Below are 24351 nucleotides of genomic sequence, written 5' to 3'. Positions count from 1 at the left end.
CTTAATAATAATACATTTCATGAAAGAGAATCGCAGAGATTTTATCAGACAAGCCGGCGTATCTGTGGCAGCGGTATCTATGGGCAGTATTGGCGTTGCTGTGGCCGCTACACCTGCCGTTGCTCCCCCCGGAAAAAATGTAAGCGGCGACGCCTTGCAGGAGCTGATGGCTAAGTCGACCATAAGGGTAGCCGTACAGGCACCTGCAGAAGCTACCGCCCAACAACTAAGCTTTTACAAACAGATGGGTGTAAAGCACATTATACTATGGCCCGATGATACCAAGGGGCCGGATTACTACACCGACCGCAAAAAGTATTTTGGCGACGCGGGATTAGAAGTATACGGCCTTAACAACAACTCGTTGCTTAATGATGAGAAGATAGTTTTAAATATGCCCGGTCGTGATGAAAGGATAGAGCTGTATAAGCAACATCTGCGCGCTTTGGGTAAGGCAGGCATTACTTATACTACTTATGCCCACATGGGTAATGGTGTATGGAGCTCGGCCAACGGCGTTGCACGCTCGGGCGCTGTTGCACGCAGCTATAACCCCGGTGGTGAAAGCTGGGGGCAGTGGGGTGATAAGAAATATACCGGCCCGCTATCGCACGGCAGGGAATATACCCAAAAGGAAATGTGGGCAAACTTTGAGCATTTTATTAAAGCGGTTGCCCCTGTAGCTAAAGAGAATAATGTAAGGATAGGCATATTGCCAGATGATCCGCCGGTGCCAAAACTGGCGGGTGTACCGCGCCTGTTTAGTAGTTTTGATGGCTATAAACACGCTATCGATCTGGCTAAAAGCCCTAACGTGGGCCTTTGCCTTAGCGTAGGTACCTGGGCCGAAGGCGGCAATAACCTGGGTAAGGATGCTGCAGGCATGATAGATTATTTTGGCAAACAGAATAAACTATTCAAAGTGCGGGTGAGCAATATTGATGGTTCGGCGGCATTTACCAAAACTTTTGTAGATAGTGGTAATATTGATATGTATAAAGTGATGAAAGCGCTAAAGAAAGTAAACTTTGATGGTGTACTAATTGCCGATAATATTCCTCAGATGATAACCCAGGTGGGCGGAAGAACCAATGAAGCTTACGACCCGAGCCTGGCCTGGACCATAGGCTATACCAAATGCCTGCGCGACAGAGTAGAAGAAGAAGCGGCTATTGCCTAAAGAATTAAATTAAAAGAGAAAAAATTAAAGATCATGAGCGATAACCGCAGAGACTTTATAAAGAAGAGTATCGCGCTGGCAGCAGTATCGGCAGCCGGACTGGGCACCGCATCAGCCGAGATAAGCGATGCCGAATTTAGGGACAGGATGGAAACCCTGCTGGCACAGCCGGGCAAAAAATCAACCATGCGCATAGTGATGCAGCCCAATGCCCGCGCCAATGTAAATACCATGACCTGGTACAAGCAAATGGGGCTGGAAGATGTTACGGTTTGGACCGATCCGCCAAATGACAATGCCGAATTTTACAAGGGTACCAGGCTGCATTTTGCCGAGCAAGGCATTAACGTATATGGCTTGGGTAACGGTGCAGTGCATAACCAGGACAAGATAGTATTGAACCTGCCCGGACGTGATGCCAAGGTAGAAGAATATAAAAAACACTTGCGCAACTTAGGCGCGGCCGGCATAACCTATACTACTTATGCCCACATGGGTAACGGTATATGGGACTCGCCAAGCGAAACCACACGCGGCGGTGCTTCTGCCCGGGCATTTGACCAGTTTGGCGTAAACAGCGGGCGGTGGAATAAAAATAAATATTACCCGCCGCTATCACACGGCAGGGAGTATAGCGAAGAAGAATTATGGGACAACTGGACCTACTTTATCAGGCAGGTGGCCCCGGTTGCCGAGGAAAATAATGTCCGGATAGGAGTGCATCCAGACGACCCACCAATACCGAAACTGGCCGGTGTTCCGCGTATTTTTAGTCATTTTGAGCGATACAAGAAAGCAATGGAAATTGCCAACAGCCCTAATGTTGGTCTATGTCTTTGTGTAGGTTCATGGATGGAAGGTGGCAATACCACAGGTAAATCGCCGGTAGAGATGATAGATTACTTTGGTGCGCAGAAAAAGATATTCAAGGTGCATTTCCGTAATATTGAGCGCCCTATACCGCATTTTGTGGAGACGTTTGTAGATAGCGGCTATACCAATATGTACACCATCATGAAGGCCCTTAAACGGGTTAATTTTGATGGCGTAGTGTTTCCGGATCATGTACCCGGCATGGCAGGCGGCAACGCCTGGCCGTTTAGTGTAGGCTACGTAAAAGCATTGCGCGACAGGGTAGAGGCCGAAGCGTTAGTATAAAGTTAGGATTAAAGTTATATTTAAAGAGGGCTGTTTAGAGACAGTCTCTTTTTGTTTGCATTTGCACATTAAAGCGGCCTAAACGATAAAAAGTTTAACCATATTTTTAACCTAAACATCAGAAAAAATGAAAATTTCAGGTTTTATTAATTTATTTATTGGGAGTCTTTTTATTGCTGCCTGTGCATCTGCACAAACTAAAAAAGCGCCTGCACAAGCCAAAAAAGCGTCTGCGCAAACCAAACAGAAAACAGCATTAGATTATGTGGATCCTAATATCGGGGGTATAGGTCAACTGTTGGTAGCAACAGATCCCAGTGTTCAACTACCTGGTGCCGGGTCGCTTAAAATATGCTCAAACCCCTGGCCCGAGATCTACGACAGGTACCTTACCGACAAAGTATTTAGCTTCTCGCTTAGAGATGAGGTAAGGTATGGTACAAAAACAATTCCCTCATGGATCATGGCAACTACCGGGAATATTGAAGTAACCCCGGCTAAAATGGCGTCTAACTATGATCATGATTTTGAAAAAGTAACGCCTTATTATTCTTCACTTTTGCTGGAAGATTATGATATAAATGTTGAGTATACGGTTGCCGAGCAGGCATCGTACTTTAAGTTCACCTTCCCTCAAAGTTCAGATTCGCACATTTTGTTGGGCAGTAATGCTCAATTTAAGGTGGTAGATGAAACTACCATTGAATGGCAGGAAGGGACCGGGAACCGCGGTTATTATTTTTATGCAAAATTCAGCAAGCCGTTCAAGTCATTCGGTTCATGGAGTGGTGATAAGGCGTTTGCCGGAACAAATACGCAAAGCGGTACCAACGTAGGCGCTTATGCAAACTATGTCACATCAAAAGGCGAACAAATAGAGGTAAAGGTTGGTGTATCCAATGAAAGCAGCGAGCAGGCAAAGCAAAACCTTGAAAAAGGTATCCCTGCATGGAACTTTGAAGCGGTAAAGAACAGCGCAAAAAGCAAATGGGCCGCATCGTTGGATCTGTTTAAAGTTGAAGGCGGTACAGAAGCTCAGCGTAAAATATTTTACACAGGCATATATTTTAACAATGGTGGCGAAAGCCTTGAGGGCCGGATGAAACTCAGGGATGATAAAATAGCTGAAAGATCACAAAGGTATGCATCCTTAGAAAAAAGTCAACTATATCCGGCTGTTATCGGGCAAGGTGGTATGTTTCAACATACCAGTTTGGTTAATGTAGCAGATCTGTATCTGCATGGTATCCGGAATTTTGATGTGGAAAGGGCCTACGCCAATATGAAGGAAGATTTTTTGGGATCGACCAAATTGCCGTGGCGGAAAGGGCCTGCTACACACCTGGATAGCTTTTATGTTAAAAACGGATTTTTCCCGTCATTGGCACCCGGCCAACAAGAGTGGATCAAGGAAGTGCACCCCTCTGAAAAACGACAATCTGTTACCGTTACGCTACAAGCCGCCTACGAGGCCTGGTGCATTGCACAGGTTGCAAAGGGCTTAGGCAAGACGGACGATTATGAGTATTTTATGAAACATGCTCATGATTATCAGAACGTGTTTAATAAAGAAACCGGTTTCATGTCGCCTAAAACAGAGGATGGTAAATGGGTAACCCCTTTTGATCCCAAATTAGGGGGCGGGCAAGGTGGAAGGGATTATTTTGCTGAAATGAACAGTTGGATATACACCTGGTATGTCAGCCATGATGTACAGGGCCTGATCAATTTAATGGGCGGCAGAACTAATTTTAACAATAAACTCGACGCTCTTTTTGTAGAACAATATAAAACATCAAAATATAAATTCCTTGACCTGTTCCCTGATATGACAGGTTTAATTGGAAATTATGCACACGGAAATGAATTCTCGCGGAATATACCTTACCTGTACAACTACTCGGGTGCTCCCTGGAAAACGCAAAAACGTGTACGCGAAATTATGGATGTATGGTATAGTGCAAATCCGTTGGGCATGTGCGGGGATGAAGACACCGGCCTGCTATCTCACTTTTACGTAAGCAGTGCAATGGGCATTTACTCTGACCCTATGATCCCAAGTTACCCGATATGGCTTATAGGAAGCCCGATATTTTCAAAATCGACCATTACTTTGGGTAATAAGAAAACCTTTGTGATTGAAGCGAAAAATGTATCGGCACAAAACAAATACGTTCAATCGGCCACTTTAAATGGCGAGCCGCTTAATAAACCATGGTTTGATCATGCAACCCTGGTTAAAGGCGGGGTGCTTGTACTGAATATGGGGCCAAGGCCTAACAAGCAATGGGGAAGTTCGCCGGATGCGGTACCACCGTCAATGTCTAAAGCAGAGTAACTCTTGTTTCACGCAAGTGTGAAACAGATGAAACAAGTGAAACAAGATTTTGAGTTAAAGTGTTGTTTATGAGGTGATAGTGAAAAAGTGGTGAAACAAAATGAAACAACTTATTCGTCAGGATTTTTACGAATGATTTTTTAATATTATGCTGATTATCAAATAATTGCCAATAGCTACTTTTAAAGTGGTGAAACAAGATTTTTGGAGTTGTTGAACCATGATGAAACAAAGTGGACAGCCTCTTTTTTGTTTCGTCTTTTGTCATCCTGAGCATAGCGAAGGATCTTATACACCAAATAGTATATACCTTACATATCGACATATCGCTCGTACAAGATTCTGCGCTATGCTCAGAATTACAAATGATTTTATACTTTTAGGATTGTTAAGCAAGACATGCCTCGAACTAAAAATAAATTTATGATAAAATCATTGCAGCTAATAATTATCGGTTTCTTGCTTACTACGGCGTTGAGTGGCTGTAAAGCATCGATAGATATCTTCCCGACAAAAAAGCCAACCAACCTGGGTATTACCATAGCCTGGCATAAAGGAACAGTCTTTACAGCCGATTACCCAACCGAAAAATTAAAAGGCTCCGGTATCAACCTTGCCAAAAGATTTACACCCACCAAAGCTGATATTGAAATATTTCAAAGTATTTTTATTCAACAAGTTGTCGGACACGGTAGATCGCATATCGGCCATTACAAAGACTATCCGTATAAAGCTTCAGGAAAGCACTTCATGCAATTCGCTGGTTTTATTAATGAGCGCGGCGAGAAAGTGCTTCATATAAACTTTCTCTATAACCAGGATAATGCAATTACCTATGAGGACGATTATAAAACGGTACTTGACGGTGGCGACCACTACTGGCAATTAGATGTCAATTTAACCACACAACAGGTAATTGATCTGCGGGTTAATGGAGTTGGTTAACACTGCCCGTTTAAATGCCCACACTTGAACGGGCGGGCACAATGTTTATTTGTTGCAAACATGGACACTTGAATAGTGTAATTAAGTGAGGCGAATGCTATAAATAACTCAGTAATTCATCAGGCGGGAGCACGGCAACTCCTACATCTTTAAAGTCTTTAAATTCCTGGTTACAATATAATCCGCGTGTACAGATCTCTCACTATGTTCTAGATGACAATAAGTGTAGTTGGCTACAACTACAATTAACCCAATATCGTTAGCAGTTCATTCAGCTCGGCCACTTTCTCTGATGATCCCAAGTGCTCGTACGAACTGATGAGGTTGCGTAGTACACGTTTGATGATGTCGGTGTTTGAGCAGGGCTCGTAAAATTGCTTATCGAAGCTCAGGTTCAATTGCTTTAAAAACATGTCCACATCGCGGCGGCCAAATATAAAGCCCTTGTTAAACGCGTTGATGTAAAACAGGATGCCGCTCTCAAATTCGCTTTCCTTGCTCTCATCTAAATAAGCCAAAATAAAATGCTGCGGCAGGTTTACCCCATGTACCGGTATATCCAGCTTCTGCGCTATGATGGAATAAATAATGGCTAAAAGTATCTGGTTACCCTTCTTGGTTTCGATAACCTGGCTCAAATAGCTGTTCTGCGGGTCCTGGTGATTGGATGTATTGCCGCTGAACCCATACATATGGTAAAATACATGATTGATAAGCTTTACCTGCTCTACAGGGCTGACCTCGTTCATCATTTGTATCCATATATCGCGCTTAATGGCCTCTATTTGGTTAATTATTTTCTGCTCGTCAAGGTCAGGGTATTGGTAGCGGTTAATTATCAGTATGCCTTGCAGTAAATCGAACGCGCCTCCCTGATACCAAAGCTTTAAATCGTTTTTTACAATGCCAAATTGTATCTCGTGCACCAAATTAGCAATGCGCTCTTGCTGTACAGCATCAAAAGCCTGCTCAAATGCCGATTCCAAATGCTCAATAGCCTCGCTGCCGTACGACAATAATTTAGCGTGCACAAGATTGTATATTTCTTGGTCAGGGTCGTCCAGCAGGCGTATCAAAGAATTAACTTCTGTTAGATTTATCATTTCTGTACCGCTAAATTACTAACGTTTATATAATTTTACAACCATGTTTAATTTAAGGTTCGCCAAAGACTATCTGTTATACCGCTTAAAGGCCAAAAACAGGCATGGTTTACATTCCCCTTTTGTATACCAATTAATTGATAAAGTAATTTACGATTTTCGTGCCAAAAAAGTATATACCGAAATAGAAAGCATACGCGAAGGCTTATTAAATGACGATAGAATTATCACCGTAACCGACTTAGGCGCAGGCTCGCACGTAAATAACGAACGCCAAAAACGCGTAGGTGATATTGCCAAAAACGCCCTTAAACCACCCAAGCTGGCGCAATTGCTTTACCGCCTGGTTGCCGATTTGCAACCAACCAATATAATTGAGTTAGGCACCTGTTTAGGCACTACGACATTGTACCTGCAAAAAGCCGCGCCAAATGTAAAAGTTTATACGTTAGAAGGCTGCCCCGAAACTGCCAGCATCGCCAAAGAAAGCTTTAAAAAAACCAACCTAAATAATATTGAACTGATAACGGGCAACTTTGATAATACCCTGCCGGGTGTAATTGCCGGGTTAAACCAGCTTGACTTTGTATTTGTTGATGGCAATCATCAAAAAGACGCTACCCTAAAATATTTTGAATGGTGCCTGCCCAAAGTGCACGAAAATACCCTGCTTATATTCGACGATATTTACTGGAGCGAAGGCATGAAAGAAGCCTGGGCCGAAATAAAAGCACATCCGCGGGTAACTGTAACCATTGATTTGTTTTGGATTGGATTGGTATTTTTTAGAAGCGGACAGGTTAAGGAGGATTTTTTAATACGAATTTAGTTATGTGCGGATATGCACATCAAAATGCTTGCCCTAAACCAACATAAAAGCCGCTTTCGCGCTGTTCGCCAACTGGTTTTTGGCCAACGCCATAGTCAAGCCTTACGCTAAGGCCCTTTTCAATATCAAAAAAGTAGCGTGCGCCGCCGCCATAGTTGGGCTTTAGCTGGGCGGCACTAAACATGGTATGAAATACTTCGCCGGTACCCACAAAACCAACCACCCCAAAACGCTGGTTGATACGGTATCGCAATTCGGTTTGGCCGGCTATGAAATTACGGTCGCGGTAACGGCCGTTATAATAGCCGCGCATCATTTCGTCACTGCCAAGTGCCGGCAATAAATAAAATGGCGACCTGCCGCCTGTCAGGCTTTGTTCCTGCACATCAACACCCAACACCAGTTGTTTATTCAGTGCGAAAAACTGCGCGTATTCTATATTTAAGAACCCGCCTGTGTAACTATTGTTACCAAAAATGCCCTGCATCGCATTGAAATAGGCGGTTACGGTCATTCCTTTAGTAGTGTAGGTATTGTTATTACGGGTATCGTAATTAAAACTTGGGCCAATGTATATAAAGGCACCGCCCGTACGGTTCTCAATTTGCGGGTCGGTATCAAATATGCCGCCCGGGTTATTGTTCTTGTATTTAAAATTTACATCCCCGCCAACAATGCCTATATAAAAGTCACTGCCCACACGCTTTTCGGCGCCAAAAGTTAGTTTATATCTTTTCTCGTCTATATGCTCACTATTGGCTTTAGCCGTGTTATTACCTATGCCATAAAAATCAAAAGGAAAATGGGTATAACCCGCGTAAGCTGTAAAATGATATTTGTTCTCAGATGTCCAATAATTGATATTCAAACTGGTTCGGGTTTGGCCCTTGGTAGTGGCGGTAGCATAACCAAAAATACTTGAAACGCGGGTATCCAAATGAACAGTATCTGTATAAAATGAAAATAAACCGGCGCCCCCGGCTTCAATACCAGTTTCGGGCGATGAGGTAAGAACGGGTATAATAATAAAGCTGCTCTGCTTACTGGTATCTTTATTAAAGTACATGTGCCGGATAAACCGGGGTATAATATTTTGCCCGAAAACCGGGCTAAAACTTGCTGTAATACTAATTATAATAAGGAACGCTAAAAGTTTTCTCATGAGTGATATAAGGGTACGAAGATAAATTTTAAGAAATAGTTTGCAGAAATATTTTTTTTTTGGCGTGGCGGCGGTTACTCACCCCGACATCGCTTTGCTCGTCGACCCTCTCTTCCGCAAGCGGGAAAGAGGGTTGCCCCACCCTAAAACCCTCTTTCCGCCGAAGGCGAAGAGAGGGTGGTCCAGCGAAGCGTAGACCGGGTGAGTAATCGCCAGCATGCTTAGTATAACAACATTTTCAAAATTAAAATTCTGTTTTCATCAAAATACCTACTTTTGCGGCTGATCTATTTATTATCAAAATGAGCACAACAAAAGGACCCGTATCCCAATTTATTGAAAAAAATTACCTGCATTTTAATGCTGCCGCGTTAATGGATGCCGCAAAAGGCTATGAAACCCATTTGCTGGAAGGCGGTAAAATGATGGTAACATTGGCCGGTGCCATGAGCACAGCCGAGCTGGGTATATCGCTTGCTGAAATGATACGGCAGGATAAAATAGCTATTATATCATGCACGGGTGCCAATTTGGAAGAAGATATTATGAACCTGGTGGCGCATTCGCATTATAAGCGTGTGCCAAACTATCGTGATTTGAGTCCGCAGGATGAGTGGGACCTTTTAGAGAACCATTATAATCGTGTAACTGATACCTGCATACCCGAAGAAGAAGCTTTCCGCAGGTTGCAAAAGCATATTCATAAAATATGGAAGGATGCTGATGATAGCGGCGAACGCTATTTTCCGCATGAGTATATGTATAAAATGCTGTTGAGCGGAGATTTGGAGCAGTATTATGAGATAGATCCTAAAAATTCATGGATGCTGGCCGCGGCCGAAAAGAACTTACCGATAGTTGTACCGGGTTGGGAAGACTCTACCATGGGCAACATCTTTGCATCATACGTTATAAAAAACCAGATCAAAGCTGTTACCATGAAAAGTGGTATTGAGTATATGGCCTGGCTGGCAGATTGGTATGTTAAAAATTCATCGGGCAAAGGCATCGGGTTCTTCCAGATAGGCGGTGGTATTGCCGGAGATTTCCCGATATGTGTTGTACCTATGCTTTACCAGGATATGGAAATGCCCGAAATTCCGTTCTGGAGTTATTTTTGCCAGATATCAGACTCTACAACTTCTTACGGTTCTTATTCGGGAGCGGTGCCTAACGAAAAGATAACCTGGGGAAAACTGGATATACATACGCCAAAGTTCATCGTCGAATCCGACGCTACCATTGTAGTTCCGCTTATATTTGCCTGGTTGTTAGGGCAATAAGCCCCCTCTAAACGGCGCAGCCCTCATGAACACCATAACTATAAATATATGTGAATAATCTCCCCCGGTAGGAGAGACTATTTGAAGTATTTTTTATTTATTTAGAAAGATTATAAATTAGTATTGGTGTCATTTATTTGTCAGCGATTATTTAATAAATTATACTTTTGTGGCTGAAAAAATCGATATAAGCTCCGTCTTTTATCAGTTTCAAATACTAATACAATAACTATTTAGCATCAATACAACTTTATGAGAAGCATCTCATTGATTTTTAAACAATTCTCAAGGTCGGTTTTACTACTTGTTTGCTTTGCTGTTTGGGGATTTTCTGCTAAGGCACAGGGCGACGCCGCAAAAGGCGAGGCCGTATTTAAATCTGCTGGCTGTACCGGATGTCATAAGATCGACGTACGTATGACCGGCCCGGCATTAGGCCCAATCATTGCATCAGAAACTGATGATAAATGGTTAGCCAGCTGGATACATAACAGCCAGGCTTTAATAGCAGCAAAGGACCCTAAAGCGGTTGAAATTTTCACGAAGTTTAATCAATCTGTAATGCCGGCTTTCCCAAGTCTGTCTGACGGTGACATTGCCGACATTGCAGCTTATGTACGTGCCGACTGGAAAACTATCCAGGACGCGAAAGCAAAAGCACCGGCAGCAGCTGTGGCTACAGAATCAGGCCCGAGCAACTTAATTGTTTTTGGCTTAATAGGCGTAATTATTCTTGCCTTCATTATCATACTGGTATTGAACAAGGTAATAGCTACGTTAGAGCGCTTGCTAAGCGGCAAAAGATTATTACCTGAAGAAGCTGAGGCTACCGATGAAACAGTTGTTGCTGCCGACAAGTACGCTACCTTAAAGAAAGTACTTAAGAATAAAAAACTGGTATTCTTTATCCTGTTTTGCGGTACAATTGCTATGGGCAGCTGGACATGGGTTGCTTTATGGAACACCAACGTTCACCAGGGTTACCAGCCGGTACAGCCTATTAAGTTTCCGCATGATCTGCATGCAGGTATTATGAAAATTGAGTGCCAGTATTGCCACTCGGGAGCTTTCAAATCAAAAAACGCATCTATACCATCATTAAATGTTTGTATGAACTGCCACAAGGTTGTTAAAACCGAGTCGCCGGAGATACATAAGATATATGACGCGTTGGGTTATGATCCAAACACCACAAAATACGATAGCACAAAAGCTAAACCTATTCAATGGATACGTATCCACAACCTGCCTGATTTGGCTTACTTTAATCACTCACAACACGTAAAAGTTGGCGGTATTAAATGTCAGCAATGCCATGGCCCGGTTGAGACCATGAAAGAGGTTTACCAATACTCGCCGCTTACCATGAAATGGTGTATACAATGCCACAAACGCACAAACATTAACATGAAAGGCAACGCTTACTACGAAAACATGTTACAGGTACACGATCTTATTAAAAAAGGCGTGAAAGTTACACCTGCGCAATTGGGTGGTATTGAGTGCGGTAAGTGCCATTATTAATTAAAAAAGAACTTAGCATTACAGTTTATATTAAGCTTAAATGGATAGCAATAAAAAATACTGGAAAGGTTTAGAAGAGTTAAACAACACACCGGAATTTGTTGAGAAAAACAAACACGAATTCGCGGAACCTATTCCTATTGAAGATGTATTAAGCGGAGATGGTTTATTAGGCAAAACGCCTCGCCGCGACTTTTTAAAAGCGGTGGGTTTTGGCGTAGGTGCTGTTACATTGGCTGCCTGTCAAAAGGTGCCTGTACATAAATCTATCCCTTACTTAATTAAGCCGGAAGAAATTACCCCGGGCGTAGCAAATTATTACTCTTCAACTTATGAGGGCCATGCTATTTTGGTTAAAACCCGCGAGGGCCGTCCAATCAAAATTGAAGGTAACCCTAATGATGTTTTAGCAAAAGGTGGTTTAAGCGCGCAGGCGCAGGCTTCTGTATTGGATCTGTATGACGTTAACCGCGTTAAGGCCCCGGTGCAAGGCACATCAGAATTAGAGTGGAGCGACCTTGATGACTACGTTAAATTAGAGCTTGCAAAACTTAAGGATTCAGGCAAAAAAATACGTATTGTATCATCATCTATCCATAGCCCGTCAACACTGGCTGTAATTGCTGATTTTATTACCGAGTTCCCTGCCGCTAAACATGTATCATACGACGCGGTATCTTACACAGGTATTATACAGGCCAACCAAAACAGCTTTGGTAAAGCCGTATTGCCTCATTACAATTTTGATAAAGCAGACGTTATTGTAAGCTTCGGTGCAGATTTTCTGGGTTCATGGATATCTCCGGTTGAATTTACCGCGCAATACGTTAAGAATAGAAATAACAAATCGCTGCAAAGCAAAAAAATGTCGCGCCATATCCAGTTTGAGACTGGTATGAGTTTGGCCGGTACCAATGCCGACGTTCGTATACCGCTTAAACCATCAGAAGAAGGTATAGCGTTAATTAATTTATACAACGCTATTACAGGCGCTACTTTACCGGGTTCAAAAAAATTAAGCGATAACGCAACTAATAATGCCATTACTATCGCTGCTAAAGAATTACAGGCAGCAAAAGGAAAAGCGCTGGTTGTAGCCGGATCAAACGATGTTGCCACACAAGTATTGGTTAACGCTATCAATGCTGCTTTAGGTAGCTACGGAACTACTATTGATCTGGATAATAACTCAAATCAATATAATGGCAACGATGCTGACCTGGTTGAATTTATTGGCGAGGCTAAACGTGGCGAAGTTGGCGCGGTATTGTTTCTGAACGCTAACCCTGTTTACGATTATTATAATACAAAAGAATTGACAGACGCGCTTAGCAAAGTGCCTTTGAAAGTATCTTTTGCTGACCATATTGACGAAACTGCTGCTATTTGTAATGTTGTTGCACCTAACCACCATTATTTAGAATCATGGGGTGATGACAATGCTATTGCAGGATACTACACTATATTACAGCCCACTATCAACCCGGTGTATAATACCCGTCAGGCCGAGGAAAGCTTATTAATATGGAGTAATAACCCGGTTAAGGTTTATTATACTTATGTAAGAAACAACTGGGATAAAGGCATATTGGCACAAGGCGGTTTATCCGGTCAAAAAGGCTGGGAAACTTTATTGCAAACAGGCTTTATCAGCGCTGCTGCAAAAAACGGTGGTTCTTATGCATTCAGTCGTGATTTGAATGCTGTTGCGCAAACTATCTTAACTCAAAGCACACAATTAGCTGCATCAGGCGATAAAAAATTAGAATTACACCTTTACCAAACCGTAGCAATGCGCGATGGTAAACGTGCCAACAATCCATGGTTACAGGAGTTGCCTGATCCGGTATCAAAAGTAACATGGGATAACTTTGCAGCCCTTTCATTAACCGATCTTAAAAAACTAAACCTGCAGGAAGGTGATGTTATTACGGTTGATGTAAATGGTTCATCAATTGCTTTACCGGTATTATTACAACCCGGCCAGGCAGAAGGTACCCTATCGGTTGCTGTTGGTTATGGCCGTACTAAAGGTGGTGCTGTAATAGAATCTGGCGTGGGTAAAAACGCTTTCCCGCTGCATAGCTTCCGTAACGGTACTTTGCAAACAACCGGTGTTGCAGCTATATCTGCAACCGGCGATAGCATTGTATTAGCACAAACCCAAACACACCACTCATACGAAGGCCGCAGCGTTATCCGCGAAGCAAGCTTTACAGAGTACAAGAAAAATCCTTACAAAAACAGCGGTAAGGATGGCGCACATAAAGATTACAAGAGCTTGTGGGAAGATTATAGCGATACAGAGTATAAAACAACTGCCTATAATTGGGTAATGGCGATAGACCTTAACGCTTGTACCGGTTGCGGTGCTTGTGTGGTAGCTTGTAATGCCGAAAATAATGTTCCGGTTGTTGGTCGTGACGAGGTTCGCCGCCGCCGTGAAATGCACTGGATACGCATTGACCGTTACTACAGCTTTAACGAAAAAGGTGAAAGCATTACCGAAGAGCACGAGATAGATAAACTAACTAACTTAAACAATGTATCGGTTGTTCACCAGCCAATGCTTTGCCAGCACTGTGACCATGCGCCTTGCGAAACTGTTTGCCCGGTATTAGCTACCGTTCACTCATCAGAAGGTTTGAACCACATGGCTTACAATCGTTGCGTAGGTACACGTTATTGCGCTAACAACTGTCCATATAAAGTTCGTCGTTTTAACTGGTTTAATTACTGGAACGATTCTCGTTTTGATAACTACCTGAGCAACGAGCATACACAATTAGTATTAAACCCTGATGTAACTACACGTTTCCGTGGGGTGATGGAAAAATGCTCCATGTGTGTACAACGTATACAGGCCGGCAAATTAAAAGCTAAAATTGAAAAACGCCCTGTTAAAGATGGCGATATCAAAGTGGCTTGCCAGCAAACATGCCCTGCAAATGCAATTGTTTTTGGTAATGGAAATGATCCGGACTCAGAAGTATCAAAAGCATTAAGGAGCGAAAGAACTTATTACGTTCTGGAAGAATTAAACGTACAGCCGGGTATTGGTTACCAGGTTAAGGTTAGAAACACAACTGAATTAGAAGCTTAATATATACAATAGCTATACAATATGGCATCTCATAAAGAATCAATTATAAGGGAACCGCTGGTTACAGGCAAGGATATAACCTATGCCAAAGTTACAGATGATGTTTTGTTCCCTGTTGAAAATAAGCCCAACAAAGCCTGGTGGATAGGCTTTACGGTTGCATCATTAGGCGCTTGCCTTTGGGTGTTTGCTGTAAGCTGGACATTTTGGTACGGTATAGGCTCGTGGGGATTAAACAAAACAGTAGGATGGGCCTGGGATATCACCGGTTTCGTGTGGTGGGTAGGTATTGGTCACGCCGGTACATTGATCTCGGCAGTATTATTACTGTTCCGTCAAAAATGGCGTAACTCTATTAACCGCTCGGCAGAAGCGATGACCATCTTCGCGGTAATTTGCGCTGCTACTTACGTAGTATCGCACATGGGCCGCCCATGGATGGCACTATATTGCTTACCATTGCCTAACCAATACGGCTCGTTATGGGTTAACTTTAACTCGCCGCTGATTTGGGACGTATTCGCGATCTCAACTTATTTCTCGGTATCATTAGTATTCTGGTACACAGGTTTATTGCCTGATATAGCTACCATACGTGACCGCGGAACAGGCTGGTACCGCAGAATATATTCTGTATTATCTTTCGGATGGACGGGCTCAGTAAAAACCTGGCAGCGTTTTGAAACCGTATCATTAATATTAGCAGGTATATCTACACCGCTGGTACTATCGGTTCACACCATTGTATCAATGGACTTTGCAACATCATTAGAGCCGGGATGGCATACTACCATTTTCCCTCCATATTTCGTTGCAGGAGCTATCTTCTCTGGTTTTGCCATGGTGCAAACCTTATTATTAGTTACCCGTAAAGTATTAGGATTAGAGAACTATATTACCATGTTCCATATTGAATCAATGAACAAGATCATACTTGTAACAGGTTCGGTAGTAGGTGTGGCTTATATTACAGAATTCTTTATCGCTTATTACTCTGGTGGCGAGTATGAACAATATACCTTCCTTAACAGGTTTATTGGCCCGTACTGGTGGGCAGCTTGTATGATGTATGGCTGTAACGTATTAATGACCCAGGTAATGTGGTTTAAAAAGGTACGTACCAATATCGCAATGTCATGGGTACTATCCATCATTGTAAACATAGGTATGTGGTTCGAGCGTTTTGTTATCATCGTAACCTCATTACACCGCGATTATATACCATCAAGTTGGGCCATGTTTTACCCAACCTGGATTGATGTATCAGTATTCATCGGATCGATAGGTGTATTTTTTACCTTATTCCTGTTATTTATCCGTGTATTGCCTGCTATAGCAATGGCCGAGGTGAAACTGTTATTGAAAGAACAAAGCGAGCACGGTAAACGCAAACAAATTGAAGAAGGACACCTTGATCCGTCGCAGGTAGAATTCTACAAAGAAAATTTAATAAAATTTGATAGTGTTGATGTATCAGAATACGAAAACGCATAAACTATGAGCAGCACGAAATTTATTTTAGGCCTTTTTGATGATCCCGATGAAATGATGCACGGGATCGACAAACTACAAAAAAACAGCATCCCTATTTATGATGTGTATACCCCAATGCCAATACACGGTATTGAGGCAAAATTAGGGATAAAAGATTCACGCTTAGGTTATGCAGCTTTTATGTTTGGCTGTGTAGGCGGTACAACCATATTAAGCCTGGTTTATTACTTCCTGGCGCATGACTGGCCTATGAATATTGGTGGTAAGCCACACTTTGCCGTTCCGGATTTTATCCCGGTTACATTTGAGTGGTCTGTATTATTTGCCGCTTTTGGTATGACCTTTACCTTCTTTTATGCTACACACCTTTTCCCGGGCCGCGCGCCAAGGGTTATGGACCTGAGAGCAACTAATGACAGGTTTGTTATAGCCATTGATGCAAAAGGTAATACTCCTCATGAGGACATCACTAATTTACTAAAAGAAGCGGGAGCAGTTGAAGTTAAGCATAACGACAGAAAATATGTTAGCTATGAATAAATTTAGAATATTGGGTTTAGCGGTTATCACTATTACTGCATCGATTGTAGTTACATCATGCGATAGTAAGAGAAGTACCGGTTGGGAATATGCCCCCAATATGTATGAACACATTGCTTATGATCCGGATCAGAAGAATCCGAATTTTAAGGATGGTAAAACAGCACAGTTACCACCGGCAGGCACTACGCCAATTGGTTTTACAAGATTTGATTATCCTAACACTACCGAGGGTTATGCAGCGGCAAGCTTAGAGGTTAAAAACTTGTTACAGCCAACTGCCAAAAACATGGAAGATGGTAAGGCATTGTTTATAACCTTTTGCTCACCATGCCATGGAGTAACCGGGCAGGGTGATGGTATAGTGACAACGCATGGCTTTCCGCCACCGCCGTCATACTCAAAGGGCCAATCATCACGTGGGGGTGCTATGAAAGATCTAACTGATGGTAAAATATATCATACTATTACTTATGGTTTGAACGCTATGGGCTCATATGCTTCGCAATTGTCACCTGAAGAGCGTTGGAAAGTAGTACTGTATGTTCACCATTTACAAACTTTATAAGAATTGAATTTAATGGAAACTCATAATAGTTTTAACGAACAATTTGAATTTAACGGTAAGGCAAAAACATGGAGCCTGATAGCTGTAGTTGTAGGCATTATTGCCATAGCGTTCGGATTCCTTACTAATCATGGTGAACGCACATTTGCAAACTTGTTGCTAATGGGTTATTACTTTACCTGTGTTTGTATTGCCGGCATATTCTTTTGTGCATTACAATATGCTGCACAGGCCGGTTGGTCTGCTTCATTATTACGTGTACCGCAGGCATTTGTAAAAGTATTACCTTATGCCGCAGTTATATTACTGTTAATTATTGGCGCAGGCTTATACTTTACGCACCCGGTAATTACCGAAGAGGCTCATCAACATGTAACCGCCCCTTACTTATATAAAGAATGGGCATTAAAAGGTATTACAATAAAGGGCAGCGAAACTTATGATGCTGTAATTGCAGGTAAATCAGACTACTTAAATATTCCTTTCTTCTTTATCCGTTTAGCGTTTTATCTGCTTGCTTATAGCATATTAGGCTTGTTGCTGGTAAAATACTCAAACAATGAGGATGAATTGGGCGGTATGTTCAATTACAAAAAGAGCTTTAATGTAGCTTGTGCATTCCTGGTAGTATTTGGTTTTACTGTACCGTTATTCGCGTTTGATACGATCATGTCTTTAGACGCGCATTGGTTCTCTACCATGTTTGGCTGGTATAACTTTGCAGCTATGTGGGTAAGTGGTTTAGCAGTAATTACGCTGGTTATTATTTACCTGAGGAAACAAGGGTATTTTACCTGGATCACTGTAGATCATTTGCATAATCTGGGCCAGCTGATGTTTGGTTTCTCTATATTCTGGACCTATTTGTGGTTTGCACAGTTCCTGTTGATCTATTACGCCAATATACCTGAAGAAGCCGCTTATTTTTATAAGAGATGGGAACCTGAGTTTCAACCATGGTTCTGGTTAAATATAGTAGTGAATTTTTTAGCACCGTTCTTAGTATTAATGGCCCGCGATTCAAAACGTGCCGTAGGTGTGCTAAAAGCAGCCTGTATTATTTTAATACTGGGTCACTGGCTTGATTACTACATGATGATAATGCCTGCTACTGTAGGTGCAGAGGGCCGTGGTTTAGGTGTAGAAGAGATTGGAATTTTTATTGGATTTGCCGGATTATTTACCTTCTTGCTTTTCAACGCGTTAAGCAAGTTCAAATCGCTTGTGCCTAAAAATCATCCTTTCCTGCAGGAGAGCTTACATCATCACATATAATAATTGTTAAATTTGCAACAAAATAAAGAATACCAAACAACCAATACAATGGCATTCAAACAACTAATAAACGGCGGAGCCCTCTTGAACACCTCTGAGAGCAAACCACTCGTGAAAAATTCTAAGAAGTTATTTGCGCTTTTAGCGATGTTTATGCTTTTGGGCACAAACGTGTTAATGGCACAAACCGAAACTGCTTCTGCTACTACCGCCGATAAACCCGGTGTTGACTGGTTAAGTGTAGGTTATTATGTACTGCTTTTCTTTTTACTGGCAATATCAATAGCTGTTGTAGGTAAAATATTAAAGGTTTATGACCTTAGCCAGCAGATACAAGGCAAAAAAGGTATCCATTGGAACAATGTAATGGGTATAATTTGTATCATATTCCTGATAGCAGGAATGATTGGTGCTTATTGGGAATTTACCGTACAGGGTAGCATGTCATTACCCGAAGCTGCTTCAAAACACGGTATAAAAATAGATAGCATGTTTTTAACAACCACTATCATCACCATGATAGTATTTGTTATTACCCAGATATTGTTATTTACGTTTCTGTTTAGGTACAGGCATTCTGCAAAACGCAGGGCTTACTTTTTACCTCACAATAACACCATCGAAAAAATTTGGACAATTGTTCCGGCTGTTGTGTTAACGGTGTTGGTTATCTTCGGTTTCTTTACCTGGCAGGAAGTTGAAAACAGCTCTGACCTAAAGGGTGGGCCAGCCTCAATAAACATTGATATTACCGGCCACCAGTTTGCATGGGAAATACGTTACCCGGGTACTGATGGTATATTAGGAAAGAAAAATTTCAGGCTTATTGTTGGCAGCAACAAATTAGGTATTGATTATAAAGATAAACACAGCTTTGATGATTTACAGGCAGATACTTTAGTATTGCCGGTAAATAAAACAGTACGCTTAAACATATTTTCTCAGGACGTGATACATAGCGTTTATTTGCCGCACTTCAGGGTACAGCAAAACGCGGTGCCGGGCTTACCAACCTACTTCAAATTTATACCTACCATTACTACAGCAGAAATGCGCAGAAAGGTAGACGACCCTAAATTTGAATACCTGCTTTATTGCAACAAAATATGCGGTGGAAGCCATTACAACATGCAAAAAGTAGTGCGTGTGGTTACCGAAGGCGAATACCGCCAATGGATAGCCAAGCAAAAGCCTTATTTAACTTATCCGTTAATGAAGGAACTAAAGCTCGCGCAAGCAGGTCAGAATAAAAACATTTCACAAAATAGGTTAGCGTTAAACAATTAATTAGCGATTATGTCAACATTATCAGTTCACGATCACGGAGTAGTACACCACGAAGAGGGTCACGAGCATCACCACGATACTTTCCTTACTAAATACGTTTTTAGCCAGGATCACAAGATGATTGCCAAGCAATTCCTGATAACAGGTATTACTATGGCCGTTATTGCCATGCTATTGTCTATCTTATTCAGGATACAATTAGCATATCCTGATAAAGCATTTCCATTATTAGAAACATTATTGGGCCGTTTCGCTCCTGAGGGACGTTTGGACCCCGAGTTTTACCTGTCGTTAGTTACCATACATGGTACTATCATGGTGTTCTTTGTATTAACTGCCGGCTTAAGCGGTACTTTCAGTAACTTATTAATACCGTTACAGGTAGGCGCACGTGATATGGCTTCGCCATTCATTAATATGTTGTCTTACTGGTTTTTCTTAACTGCATGCGTTATCATGCTGTCATCATTCTTTATACAAAAGGGCCCGGCAGGACCGGGATGGACCATTTATCCGCCGCTATCTGCCTTGCCTACTGCTATGAAGGGTTCGGGCATGGGTATGACGTTGTGGTTAATTAGTATGGTATGCTTTGTGGCATCATCCCTAATGGGTGGTATAAACTATGTAAGTACCGTATTAAACATGCGTACAAAAGGTATGGACCTTTGGAAAATGCCTTTAACTATATGGGCGTTTTTCTTAACAGCTATTCTTGGTGTATTATCATTCCCTGTATTAGTTGCAGGTGTAGTATTGTTAATATTCGACCGTAGCTTTGGCACAAGCTTTTATTTATCAGACATTGTTGTTAATGGACAGGTAATGCCTTTTGAAGGCGGTAGCCCAATATTGTTTCAGCACTTATTCTGGTTCCTGGGCCACCCGGAAGTATATATCGTAATTATGCCGGCAATGGGTATCTCGTCCGAGATTATGTCTGTAAATTCACGTAAACCTATTTTTGGTTACCACGCGATGGTTTATTCATTAATTGGTATAACTGTACTATCTTTCATCGTATGGGGTCACCATATGTTCATCACCGGTATGAATCCGTTTTTGGGTGGTGTGTTCATGATCACTACATTAATCATCGCGGTACCATCAGCAGTAAAAACCTTTAACTGGCTGGCTACCCTTTGGCGCGGAAATATCAGGTTCACACCTGCTATGTTATTCGCTATTGGCATGGTGTCTTTCTTTATATCAGGTGGTTTAACCGGTATATTTTTAGGTAACGCCGCTTTAGATATTAACCTGCACGATACTTACTTTGTTGTTGCCCACTTCCACCTGGTAATGGGGTCGGCAGCTATTTTCGGGATGCTTGCCGGTGTATATCACTGGTTCCCTAAAATGTTTGGTAAAATGATGGACGAGAAATTAGGCTACCTGCACTTTTGGTTAACCTTTATAGGTGCTTACCTTGTATTCTTCCCAATGCACTTTATGGGCCTTGATGGCGTGCCACGCCGTTACTATGCCTTTACCGAGTTTGCTTCAATGCAGCGCTGGTTATCAGTAAATATGTTTATTACATGGGCGGCAATTATGTCGGCCTGTGCGCAGGTTGCATTCTTATACAACTTTATACATTCTATTTTCTGGGGTAAAAAAGCTATTCAAAACCCATGGCAGGCAAATACATTGGAATGGACAACACCTGTTGAGCATATACATGGCAACTGGCCGGGCGAAATACCAACTGTTTACCGTTGGCCGTATGATTATAGCAAACCAGGAGCAGAAGAAGACTTTATACTACAAACAACTCCTTTTTCACAAACAATGAGCTCAAACCTGCCGCATGATTTTGAAGATAACCCTGCAGGAATGGATGAGCTTAACAAGTGGACAAGTACACAAAAAGCTAACGAAGAAGTAAAATAATATAACACTTTACCGATCTGATCTTTTAGGGTATCTGTACCTTTTTTAAGTCCTAAGTTTTAAGTCATAAGTCTTTAGTCAATAAGTTTTGACTTACTTCAGACTCAAGACTGCAGACTTTGGACTTAAGGCTACAGCTACCCTAATTTGTTAGAAATATTTAGATGAACAGAGCCGCATCAAAAATCAGATTTCAAAAAATTAACTTTTTAAGTGTTGTTCTGCTTTTTGTATTAATATTAGCAGGCGGGGTAGTACGCAGTACCGGCTCTGGCATGGGTTGCCCAGACTGGCCCAAATGCTTCGGCGGATATATACCACCTGTTACCGCATCAGATCTTCCGGCTAATTATAAAGAGAAATATGTTGCCGGCCGTTTGGCTAAGAACCAACGCTTTGCCAAAACGCTTGATGTATTTGGTTACAGTGATTTGGCCCGCCGCTTGCGCGAAGATAAATCCATACTAATTCCTGAAGAATTTAACGTAGCTAAAACCTGGACGGAATATATTAATCGTTTAATTGGCGCTGTATCAGGCATATTTTTATTATTGGCCACTATCTATTCATTCAGCTATAGCGATACCAATAAGCTAATACCTTTTTTATCTGTTTTTAATTTAGTGCTGATAGGTTTCCAGGCATGGCTGGGCTCTATTGTAGTATCAACCAATTTAGTGGCCTGGATAATAACCGTGCACTTATTGCTGGCATTAGCCATATTAGCTATAAGCATTACTACCTACCATTTAGCAAGAGTTTACGGCCGGCCGAAATTGCAGGTAAACCCAATAACGCATATTGTTACTTTGTTTGCCTTGATAATAAGCATATTGCAAATAACTTTTGGTGCCCAGGTACGAGAGAGAATTGACGCGGTATCAACAAGGCTGCAGAACGGCTACCGGTCTGACTGGATCAAGGATGCCGGCGATATCTTTGCGCAGCATAGAGACGTAGCTGTATTAGTGCTGTTTATTAACGTAGTATTATACGCGTTGATACGTCGTACCTTTAACAGGCATTCGTTACAGCAGCAAATAATGAGTTTTACCTTTTTAATGATTGCCTTACAAATTGTAACGGGTATAATGTTGTCTTATTTTGCATTGCCTCCGGTTGCGCAGGCTGCACACATTTTATTGGCAAGCTTGGTATTTGGCGCCCAGTTTTATTTGATGTTGAATTTATATCAATCAGTTAATTTACAAGGGGGGCGCAAATGAAGTGGAGTGATTTTTCAAAACTGATAAAATTAAGGTTAACCTTTTTAGTGGTATTTTCTGCTTCCATATCATTCCTTATCGGCAGTAAAGAAAACGGTATAATTATTTGGGCCGATTGGGTAAAACTCATCATCGGCGGCTTTTTGGTAACATCAGCAGCTAACTGTTTTAATGAGATTATTGAGAAGGACCTTGATAAGTTAATGAAACGCACCATGGATCGCCCAATACCCGCGGGCCGTATGAACACCGGACAAGCCCTGGTGTTAGGTTTAGGCATGGCTATGGCCGGTACTTATTTACTGGGCGGGCTTAATATTTTAACCGGGTTGCTATCCGTATTCTCTATTATATTATACGCCTTTGCTTATACGCCGTTAAAACAAAAATCGCCAATTGCGGTGTTTGTGGGCGCTATCCCGGGCGCGTTGCCACCGCTTATTGGTTACGTTGCCGCACATGGTAAAATAGATAGTATAGCTTTAATATTGTTTGGGATACAGTTTGTATGGCAGTTCCCGCATTTTTGGGCAATTGCCTGGGTGTTGGATGATGATTATAAGCTGGCAGGCTTTAGGCTACTGCCAACTCAAAAAAGAGACCGTGCCAGCGCTGTAATTACTTTTATATTTACACTGATATTGTTACCGGTAAGTTTACTACCAACCATTTACGGCTATGGCGGTTATTATGTGGGCGCTGTATCTTTAGTGTGCAGCCTTATATTTTTATACCAGGCAGCAATGTTATTACGTACGCTGCAAATAGAATCGGCACGTAAGTTAATGTTCGGTTCGTTTTTTTATTTGCCGGTAGTGCAATTAATGTTTTTATTTGATTTTATAGGAAAGTGAGATGATGGCTCAAATACAACAAGAAGATAGGATAAACTTAAATGCCAAAAAATTTGTAATGTGGATTTTTATATTCACATCATTTATGCTTTTTGCGGCTCTTACCAGCGGGTTTATAGTTTATAGCGGAGGGAGCGGCCATGGGCTTAGTGTGATATTGCCAAGTTCATTCAGGTATAGCACCATAGTATTGATAGCAAGCAGTGTTACCTTATTTTTTGCATCAAGGGCCGCAAAGCGATTAGAATTTGAAAAACAACAAATGCTATTGTGGATAACCATAGGCCTGGGTGTAGGCTTTTTATTATTACAGGTATATGGCTGGTATATATTGGCCTACAAAATGCAAATATACCTGGTAGATCCAAATGCAACACGGTCATTTGTTTATGTAATGACATTTACACATTTACTGCATGTTATTGGCGGCCTTATATGGTTAATAAGCGCGCTAAAAGGCAGTATTAAACGTATACCACAGGTTAAAAATTTATATAGAATGGAAATGACATCTATTTTTTGGCATTTTCTAGATATTATATGGATTTATCTGTATGTTTTTTTACTTTTGAACCAATAATTTAATAAC

Annotated in this window: 19 protein-coding genes; 17 read left to right on the top strand and 2 right to left on the bottom strand. The window is 41.7% G+C overall.

Features of this window, described 5'->3' with window-relative positions; genetic code table 11:
- Positions 1–19 precede the first annotated feature (19 nt).
- The 4 genes from JWR23_RS08755 to JWR23_RS08740 all read left to right on the top strand — a co-directional run bounded on the left by JWR23_RS08755 (position 20) and on the right by JWR23_RS08740 (position 5621).
- Positions 20–1180 (top strand): mannonate dehydratase, encoded by a 1161-nt coding sequence (locus JWR23_RS08755; RefSeq protein ID WP_299515367.1) that lies wholly within the window; start codon positions 20–22, stop codon positions 1178–1180.
- A 33-nt stretch (positions 1181–1213) separates the two neighbouring features.
- A complete protein-coding gene (locus tag JWR23_RS08750) occupies positions 1214–2338 on the top strand; it encodes a mannonate dehydratase (protein WP_299515365.1) in 1125 nt (374 codons plus the stop codon).
- 127 nt (positions 2339–2465) lie between these two features.
- Positions 2466–4676: a GH92 family glycosyl hydrolase gene (locus tag JWR23_RS08745; RefSeq protein WP_299515363.1), complete on the top strand. Its 2211-nt coding sequence runs from the start codon at positions 2466–2468 to the stop codon at positions 4674–4676.
- 423 nt (positions 4677–5099) lie between these two features.
- On the top strand, positions 5100–5621 hold the full coding sequence (locus tag JWR23_RS08740) for a hypothetical protein (protein WP_299515361.1): 522 nt from the start codon (positions 5100–5102) through the stop codon (positions 5619–5621).
- Between the two features lie 245 nt (positions 5622–5866).
- On the opposite strand, the gene JWR23_RS08735 is transcribed toward JWR23_RS08740, so the two are convergent.
- Entirely contained in the window at positions 5867–6724 is an 858-nt protein-coding gene (locus JWR23_RS08735; protein ID WP_299515359.1) for a transglutaminase-like domain-containing protein, read from the bottom strand.
- A gap of 43 nt (positions 6725–6767) precedes the next feature.
- Between JWR23_RS08735 and JWR23_RS08730 the strand changes: the two genes are divergently transcribed.
- On the top strand, positions 6768–7553 hold the full coding sequence (locus JWR23_RS08730) for an O-methyltransferase (RefSeq protein WP_299515357.1): 786 nt from the start codon (positions 6768–6770) through the stop codon (positions 7551–7553).
- Between the two features lie 19 nt (positions 7554–7572).
- On the opposite strand, the gene JWR23_RS08725 is transcribed toward JWR23_RS08730, so the two are convergent.
- Entirely contained in the window at positions 7573–8715 is a 1143-nt protein-coding gene (locus JWR23_RS08725; protein WP_299515356.1) for a polymerase, read from the bottom strand.
- Between the two features lie 302 nt (positions 8716–9017).
- Between JWR23_RS08725 and JWR23_RS08720 the strand changes: the two genes are divergently transcribed.
- From JWR23_RS08720 to JWR23_RS08665, 12 genes are all read left to right on the top strand, one after another.
- Positions 9018–9998 carry a deoxyhypusine synthase family protein gene (locus JWR23_RS08720; protein ID WP_299515354.1) on the top strand — a complete coding sequence of 327 codons (981 nt, stop codon included), beginning with the start codon at positions 9018–9020 and terminating at the stop codon, positions 9996–9998.
- Between the two features lie 252 nt (positions 9999–10250).
- A complete protein-coding gene (locus tag JWR23_RS08715) occupies positions 10251–11522 on the top strand; it encodes a cytochrome c3 family protein (protein ID WP_299515352.1) in 1272 nt (423 codons plus the stop codon).
- A 40-nt stretch (positions 11523–11562) separates the two neighbouring features.
- A complete protein-coding gene (locus JWR23_RS08710; protein ID WP_299515351.1) occupies positions 11563–14625 on the top strand; it encodes a TAT-variant-translocated molybdopterin oxidoreductase in 3063 nt (1020 codons plus the stop codon).
- A gap of 21 nt (positions 14626–14646) precedes the next feature.
- Entirely contained in the window at positions 14647–16119 is a 1473-nt protein-coding gene (gene nrfD, locus JWR23_RS08705) for an NrfD/PsrC family molybdoenzyme membrane anchor subunit (RefSeq protein WP_299515349.1), read from the top strand.
- A gap of 3 nt (positions 16120–16122) precedes the next feature.
- On the top strand, positions 16123–16659 hold the full coding sequence (locus JWR23_RS08700) for a DUF3341 domain-containing protein (protein WP_299515347.1): 537 nt from the start codon (positions 16123–16125) through the stop codon (positions 16657–16659).
- Positions 16643–17227 carry a cytochrome c gene (locus JWR23_RS08695; RefSeq protein ID WP_299515346.1) on the top strand — a complete coding sequence of 195 codons (585 nt, stop codon included), beginning with the start codon at positions 16643–16645 and terminating at the stop codon, positions 17225–17227. Before JWR23_RS08700 ends, JWR23_RS08695 begins: the two co-directional genes overlap by 17 nt.
- Positions 17228–17239: 12 nt before the next feature.
- Entirely contained in the window at positions 17240–18502 is a 1263-nt protein-coding gene (locus JWR23_RS08690; protein ID WP_299515344.1) for a quinol:cytochrome C oxidoreductase, read from the top strand.
- Between the two features lie 177 nt (positions 18503–18679).
- Positions 18680–19789: a cytochrome c oxidase subunit II gene (locus tag JWR23_RS08685; protein ID WP_299515342.1), complete on the top strand. Its 1110-nt coding sequence runs from the start codon at positions 18680–18682 to the stop codon at positions 19787–19789.
- Positions 19790–19798: 9 nt separating this feature from the next.
- Positions 19799–21682: a cbb3-type cytochrome c oxidase subunit I gene (locus tag JWR23_RS08680; protein ID WP_299515340.1), complete on the top strand. Its 1884-nt coding sequence runs from the start codon at positions 19799–19801 to the stop codon at positions 21680–21682.
- Between the two features lie 164 nt (positions 21683–21846).
- Complete coding sequence (locus JWR23_RS08675; protein ID WP_299515338.1) at positions 21847–22908, top strand: COX15/CtaA family protein; 1062 nt, start codon at positions 21847–21849, stop codon at positions 22906–22908.
- The gene (gene cyoE / locus JWR23_RS08670) at positions 22905–23762 is read left to right on the top strand and encodes a heme o synthase (protein WP_299515336.1); all 858 of its coding nucleotides are present in this window, start codon (positions 22905–22907) and stop codon (positions 23760–23762) included. Before JWR23_RS08675 ends, cyoE begins: the two co-directional genes overlap by 4 nt.
- Position 23763: 1 nt before the next feature.
- Positions 23764–24342 carry a cytochrome c oxidase subunit 3 gene (locus JWR23_RS08665; RefSeq protein ID WP_299515334.1) on the top strand — a complete coding sequence of 193 codons (579 nt, stop codon included), beginning with the start codon at positions 23764–23766 and terminating at the stop codon, positions 24340–24342.
- Positions 24343–24351 lie beyond the last annotated feature (9 nt).

Source organism: Mucilaginibacter sp., assembly GCF_028288205.1.
GTDB lineage: Bacteria > Bacteroidota > Bacteroidia > Sphingobacteriales > Sphingobacteriaceae > Mucilaginibacter.
Note: the sequence above shows the minus strand (reverse complement) of the source record. Positions and strands in the feature narration are given on the sequence as shown.